The organism is Paramesorhizobium salinisoli, assembly GCF_003335045.1.
In the GTDB taxonomy this organism is placed as follows: Bacteria; Pseudomonadota; Alphaproteobacteria; order Rhizobiales; family Rhizobiaceae; genus Paramesorhizobium; species Paramesorhizobium salinisoli.
The window spans coordinates 64517-80368 of the sequence record NZ_QOZG01000006.1 but is presented as its reverse complement, the minus strand read 5'-3'; the positions used below and the strand labels follow the sequence as shown (position 1 = coordinate 80368).

Annotated in this window: 19 protein-coding genes; 8 read left to right on the top strand and 11 right to left on the bottom strand. The window is 60.1% G+C overall.

Annotated features, from left to right (window positions below; genetic code table 11):
- Positions 1–8: 8 nt before the first annotated feature.
- The 4 genes from DUT91_RS15110 (at position 9) to DUT91_RS15095 (ending at position 1830) form a co-directional block, all read left to right on the top strand.
- Positions 9–356 carry an ArsR/SmtB family transcription factor gene (locus DUT91_RS15110; protein ID WP_114441370.1) on the top strand — a complete coding sequence of 116 codons (348 nt, stop codon included), beginning with the start codon at positions 9–11 and terminating at the stop codon, positions 354–356.
- On the top strand, positions 349–819 hold the full coding sequence (locus DUT91_RS15105; RefSeq protein WP_114441368.1) for an SRPBCC family protein: 471 nt from the start codon (positions 349–351) through the stop codon (positions 817–819). Before DUT91_RS15110 ends, DUT91_RS15105 begins: the two co-directional genes overlap by 8 nt.
- A 97-nt stretch (positions 820–916) precedes the next feature.
- The gene (locus tag DUT91_RS15100; RefSeq protein ID WP_114441366.1) at positions 917–1384 is read left to right on the top strand and encodes an SRPBCC family protein; all 468 of its coding nucleotides are present in this window, start codon (positions 917–919) and stop codon (positions 1382–1384) included.
- Positions 1381–1830, top strand: coding sequence for a GFA family protein (locus DUT91_RS15095; protein WP_114441364.1), 450 nt, complete (start codon positions 1381–1383; stop codon positions 1828–1830). The genes DUT91_RS15100 and DUT91_RS15095 overlap by 4 nt, the downstream gene beginning before the upstream one ends.
- A 51-nt stretch (positions 1831–1881) precedes the next feature.
- Here DUT91_RS15095 and chrA read toward each other — a convergent pair whose 3' ends face one another.
- The 3 genes from chrA to DUT91_RS15080 form a co-directional block, all read right to left on the bottom strand.
- Positions 1882–3249, bottom strand: coding sequence for a chromate efflux transporter (gene chrA, locus DUT91_RS15090; protein ID WP_114441600.1), 1368 nt, complete (start codon positions 3247–3249; stop codon positions 1882–1884).
- The gene (locus DUT91_RS15085; RefSeq protein WP_114441362.1) at positions 3249–4070 is read right to left on the bottom strand and encodes a chromate resistance protein ChrB domain-containing protein; all 822 of its coding nucleotides are present in this window, start codon (positions 4068–4070) and stop codon (positions 3249–3251) included. The genes chrA and DUT91_RS15085 overlap by 1 nt, the downstream gene beginning before the upstream one ends.
- 468 nt (positions 4071–4538) lie before the next feature.
- Positions 4539–5429 (bottom strand): LysR family transcriptional regulator, encoded by an 891-nt coding sequence (locus DUT91_RS15080; protein ID WP_114441360.1) that lies wholly within the window; start codon positions 5427–5429, stop codon positions 4539–4541.
- Between the two features lie 103 nt (positions 5430–5532).
- On the opposite strand from DUT91_RS15080, the gene DUT91_RS15075 reads away from it, so the two are divergent.
- Together DUT91_RS15075 and DUT91_RS15070 are read left to right on the top strand one after the other, a co-directional pair.
- Positions 5533–6402: an SDR family oxidoreductase gene (locus tag DUT91_RS15075; RefSeq protein ID WP_114441359.1), complete on the top strand. Its 870-nt coding sequence runs from the start codon at positions 5533–5535 to the stop codon at positions 6400–6402.
- Between the two features lie 434 nt (positions 6403–6836).
- Complete coding sequence (locus DUT91_RS15070; RefSeq protein ID WP_114441599.1) at positions 6837–7634, top strand: SDR family NAD(P)-dependent oxidoreductase; 798 nt, start codon at positions 6837–6839, stop codon at positions 7632–7634.
- Positions 7635–7687: 53 nt separating this feature from the next.
- Here the strand turns inward: DUT91_RS15070 and DUT91_RS15065 are convergent, their stop codons facing one another.
- From DUT91_RS15065 to DUT91_RS15055, 3 genes are all read right to left on the bottom strand, one after another.
- Positions 7688–8440: a class I SAM-dependent methyltransferase gene (locus tag DUT91_RS15065; protein ID WP_114441357.1), complete on the bottom strand. Its 753-nt coding sequence runs from the start codon at positions 8438–8440 to the stop codon at positions 7688–7690.
- Between the two features lie 394 nt (positions 8441–8834).
- A complete protein-coding gene (locus DUT91_RS15060; protein WP_114441355.1) occupies positions 8835–9164 on the bottom strand; it encodes an ArsR/SmtB family transcription factor in 330 nt (109 codons plus the stop codon).
- On the bottom strand, positions 9165–9806 hold the full coding sequence (locus DUT91_RS15055) for an SRPBCC family protein (protein WP_114441353.1): 642 nt from the start codon (positions 9804–9806) through the stop codon (positions 9165–9167).
- A 258-nt stretch (positions 9807–10064) separates the two neighbouring features.
- Between DUT91_RS15055 and DUT91_RS15050 the strand changes: the two genes are divergently transcribed.
- Together DUT91_RS15050 and DUT91_RS15045 are read left to right on the top strand one after the other, a co-directional pair.
- Positions 10065–10271, top strand: coding sequence for a hypothetical protein (locus DUT91_RS15050; RefSeq protein ID WP_114441352.1), 207 nt, complete (start codon positions 10065–10067; stop codon positions 10269–10271).
- A gap of 101 nt (positions 10272–10372) precedes the next feature.
- A complete protein-coding gene (locus DUT91_RS15045; RefSeq protein WP_114441350.1) occupies positions 10373–10915 on the top strand; it encodes a cysteine hydrolase family protein in 543 nt (180 codons plus the stop codon).
- Between the two features lie 196 nt (positions 10916–11111).
- On the opposite strand, the gene DUT91_RS15040 is transcribed toward DUT91_RS15045, so the two are convergent.
- From DUT91_RS15040 to DUT91_RS15020, 5 genes are all read right to left on the bottom strand, one after another.
- On the bottom strand, positions 11112–12122 hold the full coding sequence (locus DUT91_RS15040) for a LacI family DNA-binding transcriptional regulator (protein ID WP_114441349.1): 1011 nt from the start codon (positions 12120–12122) through the stop codon (positions 11112–11114).
- Between the two features lie 105 nt (positions 12123–12227).
- Positions 12228–12611, bottom strand: a complete 384-nt coding sequence (locus DUT91_RS15035; protein WP_342634457.1) for a GlcG/HbpS family heme-binding protein — start codon at positions 12609–12611, stop codon at positions 12228–12230.
- A 33-nt stretch (positions 12612–12644) separates the two neighbouring features.
- Positions 12645–13556, bottom strand: coding sequence for an SMP-30/gluconolactonase/LRE family protein (locus tag DUT91_RS15030; RefSeq protein WP_114441348.1), 912 nt, complete (start codon positions 13554–13556; stop codon positions 12645–12647).
- An 89-nt stretch (positions 13557–13645) separates the two neighbouring features.
- Positions 13646–14746 (bottom strand): ABC transporter substrate-binding protein, encoded by a 1101-nt coding sequence (locus DUT91_RS15025; protein WP_114441347.1) that lies wholly within the window; start codon positions 14744–14746, stop codon positions 13646–13648.
- A 46-nt stretch (positions 14747–14792) separates the two neighbouring features.
- Positions 14793–15851 carry an ABC transporter permease gene (locus DUT91_RS15020; RefSeq protein ID WP_114441346.1) on the bottom strand — a complete coding sequence of 353 codons (1059 nt, stop codon included), beginning with the start codon at positions 15849–15851 and terminating at the stop codon, positions 14793–14795.
- Position 15852: the final 1 nt, after the last annotated feature.

The following is a 15852-nucleotide window of genomic DNA, read 5'->3' as shown; positions in this document are numbered from 1 at the left end:
AAAGTAAAATGCAGGTCCAGACAGACCCGTTAAGCGCAGCCTTTTCTGCCCTCGCCGACCCCACTCGCCGGGCGATCATCGCCCGGCTCGCGGCGGGCGATGCGACGGTGAACGAGCTCGCTGCTCCATTCGACATGAGTTTACCGGCCGTGTCGAAACACTTGAAGGTGCTGGAGCGGGCGGGCCTCATCTCGCGCGGACGGAACGCGCAGTGGCGACCCTGCAAGCTGGAAGCCGGGCCGCTCAAAGAGATTTCCGGCTGGGTAGAACACTATCGCCGGTTCTGGGAAGGCAGCTTCGACCGTCTGGACAGTTACCTAAAGGAAATCCAAGAAAAGGGGAAACGCCATGAATGATGCCGCGACCGCAGGGCAAAGTGATGCCGAACTCATCATCTCCCGCCTTTTTGATGCGCCGCGTGCGCTCGTCTTTGAGGCTTGGACGAATCCGGATCACCTCAACCGCTGGTGCTGTCCGATTGGATTCACCCTGCCCTTTTCGCAGGGCGATATACGCAGCGGCGGCTGGTTCAAGACCTGCATGCGCTCGCCTGAGGGTGAAGACCACTGGCTGAGCGGAACATACCGCGAGGTAAAGCCGCACGAGCGCATCGTCTTCACCCATGCCTGGCACGATGAGACCGGCAAGCCCGGCCAAGAGACCGTGGTGACGATTACACTGAGAGATGAAAACGGCAGGACGCAGCTTACGCTGCACCAGGCCCTCTTCGACTCCAAGGCTTCGCGCGACGGCCACCAGGATGGCTGGAACGCGACGCTGGACAGTTTGGAGACGTATCTTCCAGAGATGGCCGGCTGAGATTATCCAAGGTCGCTGAATCAAGAGGCGAACCTTTGTCGTCAAGCACCGGCAAGGCTCTGTACTTTGCCCTTTCCCTTCAAAACAGGAGGACAGCATGAACCAAAACGCCAAGCCCGCCACGGGCGAAATCGCCCTCACACTCACGCGAATATTCGACGCCTCCCCTGCCCTCGTCTTCAAAGTGTGGACTACACCTGAGCACCTCGCCCGCTGGTGGGGTCCGAAGGACTTCACGGTGCCCTCGGTCAAGGCGGACTTCCGCGAGGGCGGCGCGTGGCGCACTTGCATCCGTTCGCCGGAAGGGCAGGAGTACTGGGCGCATGGCGTCTACCGCGAGATCGCGCCGCCGCACCGCATCGTTTTCACCTTCACCTGGGAGGAGGAGAACGCGACGAACATGGTGACCACCGTGACATTGGAGAAGGTGGAAGCTGGCACGCTGCTCACCTTCCACCAGACAGCTTTTCCGAGTGCCGAAAGCCGCGACGGCCATGCCGAAGGCTGGATGGAGTGCATCGATCGCCTGGAAGCCTACATCGCCGAGCAAGAGGGAGCAGCATGAAAAAGACCTATCACGGAAGCTGCCACTGCGGGGCAGTCCGCTTCGCCGCCAACCTGGATCTCGCGCCGGTGGGCGAGCGGTCAGAGCCACCGCGGCCGGGTATGTGGTGGACCTCCACCTTCCGTTGCAACTGCTCCTCCTGTCTCAAGACGCGATTCTGGAAGGCGTTCGTGCCGCCGGAGGATTTCGAATTGCTTTCGGACAAGGAGGGGCTGACGGAATATCGCTTCGGGGGGAAGCTGATCCGCCACGTCTTCTGCGCGCATTGCGGCGTTCATCCCTTCGCCAGCGCCGATTTCGACGTCATGGGCGGCGCGTTCTATGCGGTGAACATCGTCTGCCTCGATGATGCCACCGACGAGGAACTTGCCAATGCACCCATCATCTTTGAGAACGGCAGGAACGACGCCTGGGACCGGCCGCCGGAGGTAACCTCGCATCTCTAGGCGAACGCGGCGGCATTCCGGGGCTTTCACTTCTTTGGGCGGCTACAGCTCTTATGCAATGTTGGCTACTCCAAGCACGACGCCAGCTGCTGCGCATCCGACGAGAACCGTGACCGGACCGAGCTTAAAGCGAAACACCGCCACAAGGGCGGCCAGCACCAGCGCCGCCGCCGGCAAGTTCAGCGTGGACCACACCGGCATATTGAGATCAAGGCCGAACGATGTAACGGTTCGCACTTCATCGAATACCACATGCAGGCCGAACCACACAGCGAGGTTAAGGATAACGCCCACCACTGCGGCAGTGATTGCCGTCAACGCCGCTGTCGACACCTCGTTATCGCGGAGGCGCTCGATGAAAGGAGCGCCGAGGAATATCCAGAGGAAGCAGGGCGTAAAGGTTACCCATGTCGTCAGAAGCCCGCCCAGCGTGCCCGCCATCAGGGGCGATAACCCGGCCGCGTCACGGAAGGCCCCCATGAAACCCACGAATTGTGTCACCATGATTAACGGGCCGGGCGTGGTCTCCGCCATGCCGAGCCCGGCCAGCATCTCGCCCGGGGCGAGCCAGCCGTAGTTCTGCACCGCCTCTTGGGCCACATACGCCAGAACTGCATAGGCGCCGCCGAAGGTCACGACCGCCATGATGCTGAAAAAGCCCGCGATCTGGGAAAAAACATTGGACGAACCCAATATGGCGAACAGCAGGGCGACCGGAGCCAGCCAGAGAGCGAGGAACACCGCGGAGATGCGAAACGCCCAGGCACGGTCGACTTGGGTGTGGTCGGGCGATTCCGCCCCCAGCAGGGTATCGGCGTCATCGACCTGGACCTTGCCTACCTTGCCATGCCCGCCGTCGCCCCGAAACGCCGGCAGGCCCGCACGCGCACCGAAAAACCCGATCAGGCCGGCAATCAGGATGATCAGTGGGAATGGAACGGCAAAACCGAAGATTGCGACGAACGAAGCAGCGGCGATGGCAATCATTGCGCCGTTCTTTAGAGCCCGCGACCCGATGCGGATGACGGCTTGAATGACAATGGCTAGCACCGCCGCTTTCAGCCCGAAAAACAGTGCCTCGACCGGTCCGACATTACCGTAAAGCGCGTAAATCCAGCTGAGTGCCATGATCGCCACAACGCCTGGCAGCACGAACAGGAGGCCCGCGATGATTCCGCCCAGCGTGCGGTGCATCAGCCAGCCGATATAGACAGCCAGTTGCATCGCCTCCGGCCCAGGCAGCAGCATGCAGTAATTGAGCGCGTGCAGAAACCGCTTCTCGCCCAGCCATCGCTGCTCTTCGACAAGAATGCGGTGCATGAGCGCGATCTGGCCGGCCGGGCCACCAAAGCTCAGCAGGCCGATGCGCGCCCAGATGCGGGTGCCCTCGGCGAGAGTGGGGTATCCACGGTCCTGCATCATTCTGCTTTCGGTTTGTTGGTGGGCCAGTTGTGGGTCTCGTCGGTTGCATCCCGCGCCCATCGATAGAAGGCGTCATAGAGCAGCATGCCGGCTTCGAGCTGCTGTAGATCGTCGGAATACATCCGCGACAGGCCGAGCGATGCCGCCAACAATCCTGCCGCCTCGGGCGCGAGGTCGAGCCGGGCGGTATCCGCGCCGCGGACGATAGACGCAAGCCGGTCGAGGGCGGGGATGGTCAAGCCGAACTCGGCCAGCATAACGTCGAAGGTACACAGTTCGCCTCGGTGGCTCCAGAACACATCCTCAATATCGAAGGGGGACGCATTGTAGCGTTCGGCGACACCCACCACTTCGGCGGGCGCCACGAACAGGATGATCGCGCGGGGGTCGAGAAAGCGGCGGATTAACCAGGGACAGGCGATGCGGTCGATCTTCGGGCGCGATCGCGTGACCCAGATGGTACGGCCCTGGGCATCGCGTGCGGGCAGTTTTTCTGGATCGATCAACGGCAGCCCGGCCGCGCGCCAGGCCTCGAACCCGCCGTCGAGATATTCCGAGGAGCAGCCCTCGGCGCGAAGCAAAGCGGCTGTGCCCTGGCTGCGTCGATGGCCGGCCTGACAGACGGCGATCGATGACTGTCCACCGAGCTGCGGTGCAAGGGCAGCGAGCGCCTGATCGTCGATCCTGGTTGCACCGGGCAAAAGCCGCGGATCGGCGGCAAAATCTTCCTCCGACCGCACGTCCAGCAGGAGCGGCGAGCGTGGGGTTCCGATAATACGGGTGAGCTTGTCGAACGTAATCGCGTTGGGCGCAGGCATGAGCGTTCCTCCGTCGCCGGGGTTGGATGTGGAACGCGATCTTTGGCTGGCGCCTCGTGGGGAGCTCGCAATCCCCATGATCTTAGATACGAAAGACGGGGCAGCGGCGTCAAGAACTTAGACGCAGAGCAATCATTATTGAATCTGAAGACTGCCCTGGCAGCGACGAACGGGGGCTCACCAAATCGAATTGTCTTCTCACAAAGCGCTGGTCGATCTGTCGATCCGCCCTGGTTTGCCGGCGCAATGGCGGCGCAGCATGTGGAAGAGGTCTACGCTGCTGCTGATCGTGCGTTTGACGGCCCGTTCTGTTGATAGGTCCGCTTGGAGCGCTACCGGGTATAACAAGCTGGTGAACGATCAGAGGTCAGCAGGAAGACCCATTCAGCAGTGTGCCCCCGTCATGTCATTTTCCAGGAGACGGGCAATTATGCCTTACGCGTTTTGGCGTGAATAGTCCTCCTCCAATCATCTGCCGATATAGGCGGCAAGTTCGTCGGGTGTTCCATTTGGAAATGCCTGTTTCAGAAAATCCAGGAACGCGGAAACGCGTGCGCTGAGTAATCGGCGGGATGGATATAACGTCCACAAAGCGATTTCGGGACCGTCAATCTCGCCCCATTGCACCAGTGTGCCGTCAGCCAAGTCGTGGGCTACCAGAGAGATGGGAAGGCGTCCTGCACCCACACCGGATCGCACCGCATCCCGGACCATGATGAGCGTTGATAGGATGAGGACAGGTTCGATCTTCATCGTTGACCGGCCAGAGGGGGTCTTTACGTGCCATGTTTGCCATTCACCAGCCCCCCGGGCAACGCCAGGGGCTGCGCGGTCGCCGGTCGACCGAGGAAGGTCAGGGCTTGCCACCACGACGAGCCGGTCGCGGAGAAACGCGCGTCCGACCAGGCTTTCGTCGGGATCTGGATTGACCCGGATGACCAGATCGTAGCCTTCCTCGATCATGTCCATAGGCCGATCCTCAGTCGTGACCTCCAGCCTGACCTCCGGATATTTGAGGGCAAATCCCGCAGCAATCTTACCCATCGCGCTATGGGAGAAAAGCACCGGCGCGCTGATGCGCAACTTGCCCTTAGGGGTGTGACCACCGGATGCAATCGCCGAAGCCGCCTCGTCGAGTTCAGCGAGCAACCTCCCTGTCCGCTCGTATAGCGCTCGTCCTTCTTCAGTGAGCTTGAGGTTCCGCGCACCTCGTTCAAACAGCCGAACGTCAAGGCTGCTTTCCAATTCTGCAACACGCCGGGATAGCGTGGCTTTCGGTCTGCCGGTCGCTCTTGCGGCTTTGCCGAAGCCGCTATGGCGGGCCACAAGATTAAAATCAGCAAGTGCGAGAAGATCCATATGTGTTCCACCTGTGAGACGCTGAGTCTAAAATATCTGTCTATCGAACTGTCAATGGACCACACATATTGGACATGTCAAGAAATACAGCTGGAGAAATACCATGACTATTCTCGTTACCGGCGCCACAGGCAATATTGGCCGCCAAGTTGTCGAACACCTCGTCAAGCAGGGCGCTGACGTGCGTGCCATTGCCCGCGATCCCTCGAAAGCGAACTTCCCGGCGAACACATCCGTCGTGCAGGGCGACTTCCTCGACGTCGATTCGCTGCGCAACGCCATGTCCGGCGTTTCCGCTCTTTTCCTTTTGAAGGCCGTAGTTCCTGACGAATTTACTCAAGCCTTGATAGCGCTCAACGTCGCGCGCTCGGCTGGCATTGAGCGGATCGTCTATCTGTCGGTAATTCACGCCGACATCTACGTGAACGTACCGCATTTCGCTGGCAAGTTCAGCGTGGAGCGGATGATTGAGCAGATGGACTTCAAGGCAACGATCTTGCGCCCGGCCTACTTCATACAGAACGATCTGATGGTTAAAGACGTCATCACCGGCTACGGCGTCTACACAATGCCGATCGGCGCCAAGGGCCTGGCGATGATCGATACCCGTGATATTGCCGAAATCGCCGCCCACGAGCTTCTGCGCCGTGAACAGGCTCCAGAGCCGCTCCCGATCAACCGGATCAACCTTGTAGGACCAGAAGTACTGACCGGAACGGATATTGCTTCCATTTGGTCAGACGTCCTTGCTCGCCCAATCAACTACGGCGGCGACAACACCGAAGGCTTTGAACAAAACCTAAAACAGTTCGTACCAGCCTGGATGGCTTACGACATGCGTCTGATGGGTGAACGCTTCTTAAAAGATGGGATGCTGCCTGACGCCGGCGATGTCGATCGCTTGACCCAGCTTCTTGGTCGGCCACTTCGCAAATATCGCGACTTCGCCTTGGAAACTGTTGCTTCCGCCTGAAGGAGCAATGGCTACCCTCGATCTGTTAACCCACTCACGTCGGACAATCGAAGGACGGATGGTCAGGAGGCTTTCCGACATGCACATGAGAATTTGTCTGCATAGCTCTATCTGCGCGACCACGCCGCCTCCTGCTTCCGCTTCTTTGCTCGCGCTGTCGGCGGACCGGATATAGCCCTGCGCCGTCCAGAGACTCCTCGAGATACTCGCAGATCACCCGTACTGACACCGGATCCTTTCCATATTTGGCGACAGCCGTCACGATGGCGTCATCCTCGGTCAAATTTACCAATCAATTGTGCTTAAAAAATACCGCATTCACCTGACCGGCGCATTCATCCATTCCTACTTTGCCGCGGAAAACGATTGCATTTCGCATGACCGACAGTATAAAAAACCACTTGTGGAGTGCAATCGGTTTTTGCGGTGGGGCAATGATGCTGCAAAACAAGGTGGCGATCGTCTATGGCGGCGGCGGCGCAATAGGTGGGGCAGTTGCTCGTGCCTTCGCGAGGGAAGGAGCTGAACTTTTCCTCGCCGGCCGAACAAAGGAAAAGCTGGATGCGGTGGCGAATGACATTTGTAGCGCAGGCGGACGCGCCGAGATTTCCGTCATTGACGCCCTCAATGAGCGGGATGTTGCCCAGCATTCAGCGGAGGTTTCTGCAAAGGCGGGCGGGATTGACATTGCATTCAACGCCCTCGGCATAAAACATGTGCAGGGCATCCCGCTTTCCGAGCTGTCGGCGGCAGATTTCCTTCATCCGATCACGGCCTATGCGACGGCATACTTCATCACCGCCCGCGCCGTGACGCCGTACATGGCGTCTCGGGGTTCGGGCGTTATTATGATGCTATCGACGCCAGGCGCTCGAATGCCGGGAACGGGATTTCTCGGCTACGGGGTTTCGTGCGCTGCAACGGAAGGCATGACGCGGTTGCTGGCTGCGGAACTCGCCCCCGCCGGCGTCCGGGTCGTGTGCATACGATCGCACGCCATTCCAGAAGCGTCGGCCATGGGTTCACACTCCCGCGATGTGTTCGAGCCTGTCGCCCGAAGCGCAGGCGTCAGCCTCGATGAGCTGATGGAGGGGGCAGCGGCAGGGACACTGCTAAAGCGGCTTCCCACGCTCGATCAGGTGGCAAGTGCCGCCGTGTTCGCTGCCTCGGCGCAGGCGGCCTCAATGACTGGGACCGTCATTAATCTCACCTGCGGCGCGGTTGTAGACTAGATTCAATCCTAGTCCCAGCTTGTCACGGTCGACATCGAGGGAATGCAACTCCCTTAGGTAGGGCGTGATGCAGCAAGAAGGAGAAACGGCGGTCGACGCCGCTCCTGCTCAAGCTCTGGACGAACGGCGAGGGCCGGCACAACTGGTCCAGGCTCCTCCAGGCGATCAATCCGGAACCCCCGCGCGATGAGCGTATTCACGTAGGTGGCCACGGTTCTATGATATTTGATCACCCCATCAACAAACCACTTTGTATCCCGCTGGCCTTCTTCACTGTAATTGTCTAGTGGCCAGTGTAGGAGATCGTCGCCATCGCGTACCCAGCCGACGGGGTTTGCGGTGACAAGTGGATGTTCGATGGAGAAAACGAATTGCCCTGCGGGCTTTAGGGACTCGAAAATTTGGTGAACTACCTTGGCGTAGCTCTCCACGTAGTGCAGGGCCAATGATGAAACCACAACATCCACCGACTGACGGCGAGGTACAAAGCTCTCAATGGATGATTCCAGATAGGTAATTCCAGGGTCATCTGTGAGCCGCGTTGCTTCTTCGAGCATCCTCTTTGAAATATCCACTGCTGTTACAGATTCCGCGCCGCAAGAACGTGCATAACGCGCGAAATCACCAAATCCGCATCCAAGATCGAGAACGTCTCGCCCTTTAAGATTCGGCAACAGAGACCGAAGCGCCGGCACCTCAACCGCACCATTTAGCCCTGTATCGCTCTGTCTCAACGTTCGGTAGTCGTTAAAAAACCGAACGTCATCATAGATATTCTGTGGATCCGCCTCATTATTTATGCGCATCTTTTCACACCTCGTCAGGGAATATGAGTCTTTTTCAATACGACCTTCTCCCGGGCGGTCGATAACTTTTCAGGGCTCGTTCACACATACAAGCTTTCAGTACATCGGTGGCCTAGAGTCTACGCGCCGGCCACTGCAAGTGCCGAGCGCGCGTCAGGCCAGCAGCATTGCGCTTCCGATGAGGGTAGTCACTCCTCATCCGCCGCTTCACGAATGATGAGCGCCACGGCAAGGTTAATGAAGGAGCGGAGATCAGCGAGTCCCCTGCCGGGGTCATGGTCGGAAGGCACTTTTTATCGCAGGAGGCCCTGGATCTTCTCGCTGCGCTAGTTTTCGTCATCTCCGGCTCCCTTGGCAAGGACATGGGACCAATTTTGAGCGCCATTATGATTTCTCAACTCGGCCGCTTCTGTTTTCCTCCGCGAACCTCTGTTTCGAGCGCGCTTAGTTTTGGTTCCCAGAACGAGCGAAAGCGGTCAAGCCAGGTATCTATCTCCTGCAATGGCTGAATATCGATCGAGTAGACGCGACGCTGCCCATCAACACGCACGCGAGCGAAACCGCTATCTCTCAGAACACGGAGATGCTGCGAAACGGCCGCTTGCGTAATGCCGAAGTCGTGTTGGATGACCTTGACGACATCACCGGAGCGATGCTCGCTTTCCGCAAGCAACTCCAGAATGCGACGCCGCACCGGATCGCCGAGAACATCGAAGGCGTGCATTCAACCCTGCTCCGATTCCTCGCCTATGTAGAATGCCCTTGTCAGTTTCGCTGCTGCATCCGCCTGCGCCGGGCTCTCCCCGCCTGCGACCGCCGCTCGCCGCCAGTCTTCGCTGACGCTAGCAATTAGAGCTTTGCCTTCGGCAGAGGACGTGAAAGCGTCTTCATCGAAGCACTCGAAACCAGTGTCCGAAAGATGAACTGCCAGGCTGACCAGGCCCAAGTCCCAGCCAACACCGGGCGCACCCGGCCCATACTTCTGCCAGTGATCGTTCACTGGGCAGATGTGGGATAGCGAGAGCCGGCACCACGTTTCCCCCTCTGGAGCAATGCGCGCCTCGATCCAACTCGTTTCCCCTCCAAACGCCCATGTCGTGGCGAAGAAACGCGGCGGTACGCAGTCGGTGATAATGCCGCCGGCGCTGCCCTCTAATTGCCACCGTCCTCCGAGTTTCAACTCACCGCCAATGGGCAGGAACCACCGAGATAATCGCTCCGGATTCGTTATGGCATCCCAAAGATCGTCGGTCGTTGCGTCATAAGACCGTTCCAACGTGACATTGCGAGCGGGCTTGCCGTCTCGCTCGAGTTCCGAGACGATCCGCGTGACCGCTCCCAGATGATCTTCGAATTCGAACCGCATCAGCTACCCTTTGTAGAAGATTTCACTTATATAAGTGTATACTTGCATAAACCGTTCTGTCAAGTAAGCCGCCGTCTTCTACCTGGATCGCCTATGGAACTTAAAAGCTGGCCTAGCAGGATATTTAAAAAGGCATGGCTCACGCTCGTGATCTTTCTCTAATTAAACGCTTCCCCAGATTCACTAAATCAATTTCCAGGACTGCATCGTCCTTCAAATTCGCTATAAGACATTCGCTCGAAAAAATTAGGAGAAATCATGGAAACCGTGGAAATCAGCAACCGAAGCGACTTCGCTCTATGGGCGATCCAGCGCGCGCAGGAGATCGTGACGGCAGAAGGTGCCGCCTTCGCAATGGCTGCTCGTGACATGAATGAGGGCCGGCTGACTGAGACCGCAGCCGCGCTCGGCAAAGCGATCAGTGAGGCCATGCTCGAAGTCTTCGATGGCCTGATCGGCGAATGAATTTCAGGGAGCAAGGGACCAGAAGAAGATGTTGCCCCTGGCGGATGTGAAAATTGGTAAGACGGCCCTCTGCAAAGCACGCAAATCGGAAGGAACATGAAATGGCGGTGACCGCGCTCATCATTATCGATATGCAGATGGACATGCAGCATCGGATGGAAGCGGGGCGAGATCATGTTAATCCGGAGGCTCCCGCACGCATTGCTGATCTCACAGCAGCTTTTCGCCGTAAGGGACTGCGCGTTCTTCATATAAGACACGCCGATGAAAACCCTGCTTCGCCGTTTCATCCGGAAGCACCGGGATATCGCGCGATGCCATGTGCAGAGAGCCTTGATAGCGAACCCGTTTTTGTTAAGAGAACTTCATCGGGCTTTGCGTCCACGGACTTGGCCGATTATCTGCGCGAAAACGACATTGATGATCTGGTAGTCACCGGGGCTGTCGCCGGGTTCTGTGTTAACTCGACAGTTCGCGCCGGCTCCGATCTCGGGTTCAATATGACTGTCGTGCGAGATGCCGTGCTCGGGTTCGATATGCCTTCTGCTGGTCTGTCCGCCCGCGCGATCTTCGATGTGACGATGGCACACCTCGAATCCGATTTCGCCAGGGTTGCGGATGCGGCCTTTCTGTTGCCCGACTAAGCCGAAGCATTTGCCGACCTATACAAATCCATTCTCTCTTCGTTCTTGAACGTCGGACAAACGCACTACTTTTGTGTCGTGATACCAGAATGGATTAGGGTCCGGCCTTCAGTCAGGGAAGCGGGTTGGCTATGTCAGTATGTCGGGCGTTTTCAAGAATATAGAGAGCAAGAAATACAATCAGATTGCCGAACGGTCAGCGGCTGCTCTCGCGCACGATGAGCTGGGGCTCTATGGTGACATGGTGCAAATCCGGCTTGTCATCGATGAGGTCGAGGATTAGCTGTCCCGTGCGCTCGCCGATCTGCCGGGCCTGGGCGTTGATGGTCGTCAGCGCCGGCACGCTGATGCCGCCGATCTCGTAATCGCCGAAACCGCCAATGGCGATGCGCGCCGGCACCGGTACGCCACGACGCTGGCATTCCGTCAGCGCCCCGAAAGCCGAGAGGTCCGAGACGCAGATCACGGCCTCCGTATCAGGGTATTCGGCAAGCAGCCGCGCCATGGCGTTCGCGCCTTCCCGCATCGAGATCGGCGGCGCGCCTGCATCGATCAGCCGCGAGGCATCGAGCCCGTGATCACTGAGCGCCGCGATGAAGCCGAGCCGTCGATCGCTGCCGCGTGTGTCCCGGCTCGCATCGCCCCCGATAAAGGCGATGCGGGTGTAGCCGGCCGCCACGAAATGATCGACCATGCTGCGCACGGCATCGGCGTTGGAAAAACCGACGAAATGGCCGATCGGCTCGGCGGGAACGTCCCAAGTCTCGATGACGGGCACATTGGCATTTTCGAGCAGTTTTCGCGCACGCGGCGTGTGTTTGCCACCGGTGACGACAATGGCCTGCGGCTTGCGGCGGAGGAACTGCTCGATCAGCCGCTCCTCCTCCTCCGTGTCGTAATTCGTGTAGCCGAGCAGGATCTGGAACCCGTGCGCGCTCAGCAATTCGGAAAGACCTCTCACGGTATCGGCAAAGTTCGCATTGTTGATGGAAGGGATGGTGACGGCGATGAAGCCCGTCTTCTGCGAACGCAGGTTCGACGCGGTCGAATCGAAGACGTAGCCGAGATCCTCCGCCGCCTTCAGGATCGCATCGCGCGTATCCTTGTTGATGAGACTGCCGGATTTAAATGCGCGCGACACCGTCATAGGGGAAACGCCTGTCTTCCGGGCGATATCCGCCATCGTCGGTGCCTTGTCGTTCCGCATTCCCTAGCCTCGTTATCGTTATCACACCGTAGCGCAGCGGTGCTCTATCCCACAAGTGGAGCGATCGTGGGCCGCTCTTATATCCCCATGCGCAAAATCGGCGGCTCAGGTCTCCTCCGCGTCGATCGCCTTCAGTGCAGCGCGGGCGACCTGCTCGTCCTGCTCCCCCGATCCCGAGCCGACGCCGATGCCGCCGAGGAGCACGCCCCCAAGGCGGATCGGCAGGCCGCCGCGCAACCCGGTAATTTCTCCCCCGGTCGCAGCAGCAACAGCGGGGCGCACGGCTTCCGGCACGCTGTCGCTCGGCGCGTCGGTGGAGGCGGCGGTGCGGGCCTTGGCGGTCGCGCTCCTCAACGAGAGGTAGCGCGCGCCGGCCATGCGGAAGGCGGCGAGCGCCACACCGCTCGCATCGACGATGACAATGCATTGCGGCTGGCCCATCGCCTTCGCCGCGAAGATTGCCGCCGCCAGCATGGCGAAGACGCTCATCCGTCAGCCGGGCGGTCTTTTCCACGAAGGTCATTACGCCCCCACCGGCGGTCGGCTTCCGCCGCGAATGGCGAGCGAGACGGCATAGACGGAGCTGGTCGCAGTGATGAAGAGACGATGGCGATGGCGCCCGCCGAAGCAGATGTTGGAAACAGTTTCCGGCACGAAGATTTTCCCGAGCCTGCGACCGTCGGGCGCGATGCAGTGCACGCCGTCGCCAGCCGAGGACCAGAGATTGCCCGCCGCATCGACGCGCATGCCGTCTGCCCAGCCGGGGGAAATGGTGTGGAAGACCGCCCCGCCCACCAGCGTCCAGTCCGCAGCGACATCAAAGGCGCGGATATGGCGCGGATCGTTGGAGAACATGCGGCCGGTATCCGCCACATAAAGGCGCTTTTCATCTGGGCTGAAGGCCAAGCCGTTCGGGCAGTGGAAATCGGTGAGCACGGCGCGGGCATGGCCGGAATGCGGATCGACGCGATAGACGTTGCAGGGTAGTTCCTGCTCGCTGCGGGTGCCCTCGTAGTCCGAGACGATGCCATAATGCGGATCGCTGAACCAGATCGCGCCGTCGGAGGTGACGACCACGTCGTTCGGTGAATTCAACCGCTTGCCGTCGTAGCGGTCGGCGATGACGGTGACGGAGCCGTCGTGCTCGGTGCGGGTAACGCGGCGCGTGCCGTGTTCGCACGTTACCAGCCGGCCTTCCCGGTCGCGCGTGTTGCCATTGGCGAAATTGGAAGGCTCGCGGAAGATACTGATGCCGAGCGCCGGACTCCAGCGCAGGATGCGGTTGCTCGGAATATCGGAGAACAGGAGGCAATCGTGGTCGCCAAACCAGACAGGTCCTTCGGCCCAGTCGAACCCGCCAGCCAGCTTCTTCAGCGGGGCGTTACCCAGCACGAAGCGCGAGAATTCCGGCTCTTCTGCTTCAAAAAACGACATTCCGCTCCCTCCTTTCAAAACAAGCGCGGTGCATACCGGCCGCGCCAGAGACGGTGCAAGCACCGCACCCGGCACGCCGGGAGGAAGGCTTATTTACCCCAGATCTTTTTGTATTCGTCACGGTAACCGTTGTCCGGGTCGAAGGTGTTTTTCGGCCCGCCATCGAACTCGACATTGTCGGCCGTCACGACATGGAGCGGCGAGACGTAGCCGGACCACTTCTCACCAGAAAAGGCACGGTTCAATTCATCGACGAGTTGCCAGCCCTGCAGGTTCAACGGCTCGGCAACCGTCACCGACTGGTACTGCTTGGTACGGATGCGCTGGTAGGCGCTTTGCGAACCGTCGCCAGCCGCCACGCTTTTCGGTGCGCCTTCGCCCGCAATGCCAGCCGCCGAGAGCGACGGGCCCATGAAGTCGAAATAGATGTCGTTGATCGCCAGCGAATGGGTCCACCGGTCGCCGTATTTCTGCAGGAGCGTGGTGGTGAGCTGCGGCATGCGTTGCGAGGTCTCGGCAATCGGCGTATCGACATATTCCAGCACCGTACCGCCGAGCGCCTCGATCTCGGCTTTCATCTTGTCAGCCTTTGCGATGGCGATGGCATATGTGGAATCGGTGAAGATGACCACGCCCGGCTTGCCGCCGGCATCGACGAAGGCGTAGTCGGCCGCCGACTTGGAGACCTCCATCGCGTCCGTCGTCACGTTGGCGAAGACGCCGACGTCGTCGACCGGGCCGACCGCCGGCGCAGCGTGCCAGGCAACCATCGGAATGCCCGCCTTCTTGGCATCTTCCATGGCTGGCTTCTGCTCGACGGCGTCGAAGCCTGCGATGATGATGCCGCCCGGCTTCAGCGTCAGCGCCTGGCCGAAGGAAGCGGTGCGGCCCTCGATGGAACCGGCGCCGTCGACCACGGTCACGGTCCAGCCGATGGCGGCGGCCGCCTCTTCGATGCCGTTGACGACGCCGAGGATACCGCCGTTCTTCATGTCGGCCGCCACAACGACAACGCTCTTGCCATTCGCAGCCTTGGGGCCGCTCGTCGGGCCGTCCCACTTGTCGACCTTGCCGGCATATTTCTCGACGACGGCCTTGGCGTCGGCGATGGCGTCCGCGAAGGCGGGACCGGCGAGCGCCAAGGCCAGCATGGCGGCTGTAGTTGTTGCGAGGAAATGTCTGCGTTTCATTGATGGTGTCCTCCCTTTGGACGTGAGAATGCGGTGGAATGCGAAGTCAGGACGCTGCCTTGCCCGGCGCAGTCTTGGGACGGTTGGCGTCGGCTGCGCCGCGGCGGCGCTGGGCGTAGCCGGCAATGCCGATGGCGACGAGCAGGGTGACGCCATTGAACAGCGGCTCGACGAAGAAGGAGCCACCGAACTGCTGGATGCCAGCGATGCCAACGGCAAGGATGATGACGCCGATCATTGTGCCCCAGACATTGACGCGGCCGGGCTTGATAGTGGTGGAGCCGAGGAACGCGCCAACGAGCGCGGGGAGCAGGTATTCGAGGCCGACGCTCGCCTGCCCGATGCGCAGCCGCGAGGCGAGCAGCACGCCGGCGACGGCGGAGAGTACGCCCGAAACGATGAAAGCGCCGATGACGAAGCGGCGGACGGGAATGCCGTTGAGCGCCGCGGCTTTGGGATTTGCGCCGATGGCATAGACGTAGCGGCCGATCGGCAGGTATTCCAGCACGATCCACATGACCAGCGCCAGCGCCAGCACATAGAAGCCGGTGATCGGCAGGCCGAACAGCATGGTGCCGTTGAGCGCGAGAAACCCGTCCGGCAGCACGCCGACGACCTGCCGGCCGCCGGTGTGCCAGAGCGCGACGGCATAGATGACGGTGCCCGTGCCGAGCGTCGCGATGAAGCTGTCGATCTTGGCGACTTCCACCAGCAGGCCGTTCAGGAGGCCGGTGAGCGCGCCAAGCACGAGCACGATGGCGACCGCGATCGGCCAGGGCAGGCCGAGCGTGGTCTGCAGGCTGATCGCGAGAATGTGCCAGAGCACGATGCCGTAGCCGATGGTGAGGTCGATGCGCCCGCAGGCCATCGGGATCATCGCGGCCAGCGACAGGATGGCGATGATCGTTTTGTTGGCGATGATCGAGCGCAGGTTGAGCAGCGTAGGGAACGTGTCCGACAAAAGGACCGAGAAGACGAGGATGAGCAGCACCGTCAGGATCACAAGGCCGTAGACGGGCAGGAGCCGCTTCAGCCGCTCACCGGCCGAAAGGCCTTTCAGCTCCGCTGGCGTCGGCTCAAGGGCAGCGGACTGGATGGATTGCATG

Bases quoted from the DNA above. Each gene is read 5' to 3' on its own strand.
- DUT91_RS15110 (WP_114441370.1), top strand. From the start codon at position 9: ATGCAGGTCCAGACAGACCCGTTAAGCGCAGCCTTTTCTGCCCTCGCC.
- DUT91_RS15105 (WP_114441368.1), top strand. From the start codon at position 349: ATGAATGATGCCGCGACCGCAGGGCAAAGTGATGCCGAACTCATCATC.
- DUT91_RS15100 (WP_114441366.1), top strand. From the start codon at position 917: ATGAACCAAAACGCCAAGCCCGCCACGGGCGAAATCGCCCTCACACTC.
- DUT91_RS15095 (WP_114441364.1), top strand. From the start codon at position 1,381: ATGAAAAAGACCTATCACGGAAGCTGCCACTGCGGGGCAGTCCGCTTC.
- chrA (WP_114441600.1), bottom strand. From the start codon at position 3,249: ATGCAGGACCGTGGATACCCCACTCTCGCCGAGGGCACCCGCATCTGG.
- DUT91_RS15085 (WP_114441362.1), bottom strand. From the start codon at position 4,070: ATGCCTGCGCCCAACGCGATTACGTTCGACAAGCTCACCCGTATTATC.
- DUT91_RS15080 (WP_114441360.1), bottom strand. From the start codon at position 5,429: ATGGATCTTCTCGCACTTGCTGATTTTAATCTTGTGGCCCGCCATAGC.
- DUT91_RS15075 (WP_114441359.1), top strand. From the start codon at position 5,533: ATGACTATTCTCGTTACCGGCGCCACAGGCAATATTGGCCGCCAAGTT.
- DUT91_RS15070 (WP_114441599.1), top strand. From the start codon at position 6,837: ATGATGCTGCAAAACAAGGTGGCGATCGTCTATGGCGGCGGCGGCGCA.
- DUT91_RS15065 (WP_114441357.1), bottom strand. From the start codon at position 8,440: ATGCGCATAAATAATGAGGCGGATCCACAGAATATCTATGATGACGTT.
- DUT91_RS15060 (WP_114441355.1), bottom strand. From the start codon at position 9,164: ATGCACGCCTTCGATGTTCTCGGCGATCCGGTGCGGCGTCGCATTCTG.
- DUT91_RS15055 (WP_114441353.1), bottom strand. From the start codon at position 9,806: ATGCGGTTCGAATTCGAAGATCATCTGGGAGCGGTCACGCGGATCGTC.
- DUT91_RS15050 (WP_114441352.1), top strand. From the start codon at position 10,065: ATGGAAACCGTGGAAATCAGCAACCGAAGCGACTTCGCTCTATGGGCG.
- DUT91_RS15045 (WP_114441350.1), top strand. From the start codon at position 10,373: ATGGCGGTGACCGCGCTCATCATTATCGATATGCAGATGGACATGCAG.
- DUT91_RS15040 (WP_114441349.1), bottom strand. From the start codon at position 12,122: ATGCGGAACGACAAGGCACCGACGATGGCGGATATCGCCCGGAAGACA.
- DUT91_RS15035 (WP_342634457.1), bottom strand. From the start codon at position 12,611: ATGAGCGTCTTCGCCATGCTGGCGGCGGCAATCTTCGCGGCGAAGGCG.
- DUT91_RS15030 (WP_114441348.1), bottom strand. From the start codon at position 13,556: ATGTCGTTTTTTGAAGCAGAAGAGCCGGAATTCTCGCGCTTCGTGCTG.
- DUT91_RS15025 (WP_114441347.1), bottom strand. From the start codon at position 14,746: ATGAAACGCAGACATTTCCTCGCAACAACTACAGCCGCCATGCTGGCC.
- DUT91_RS15020 (WP_114441346.1), bottom strand. From the start codon at position 15,851: ATGCAATCCATCCAGTCCGCTGCCCTTGAGCCGACGCCAGCGGAGCTG.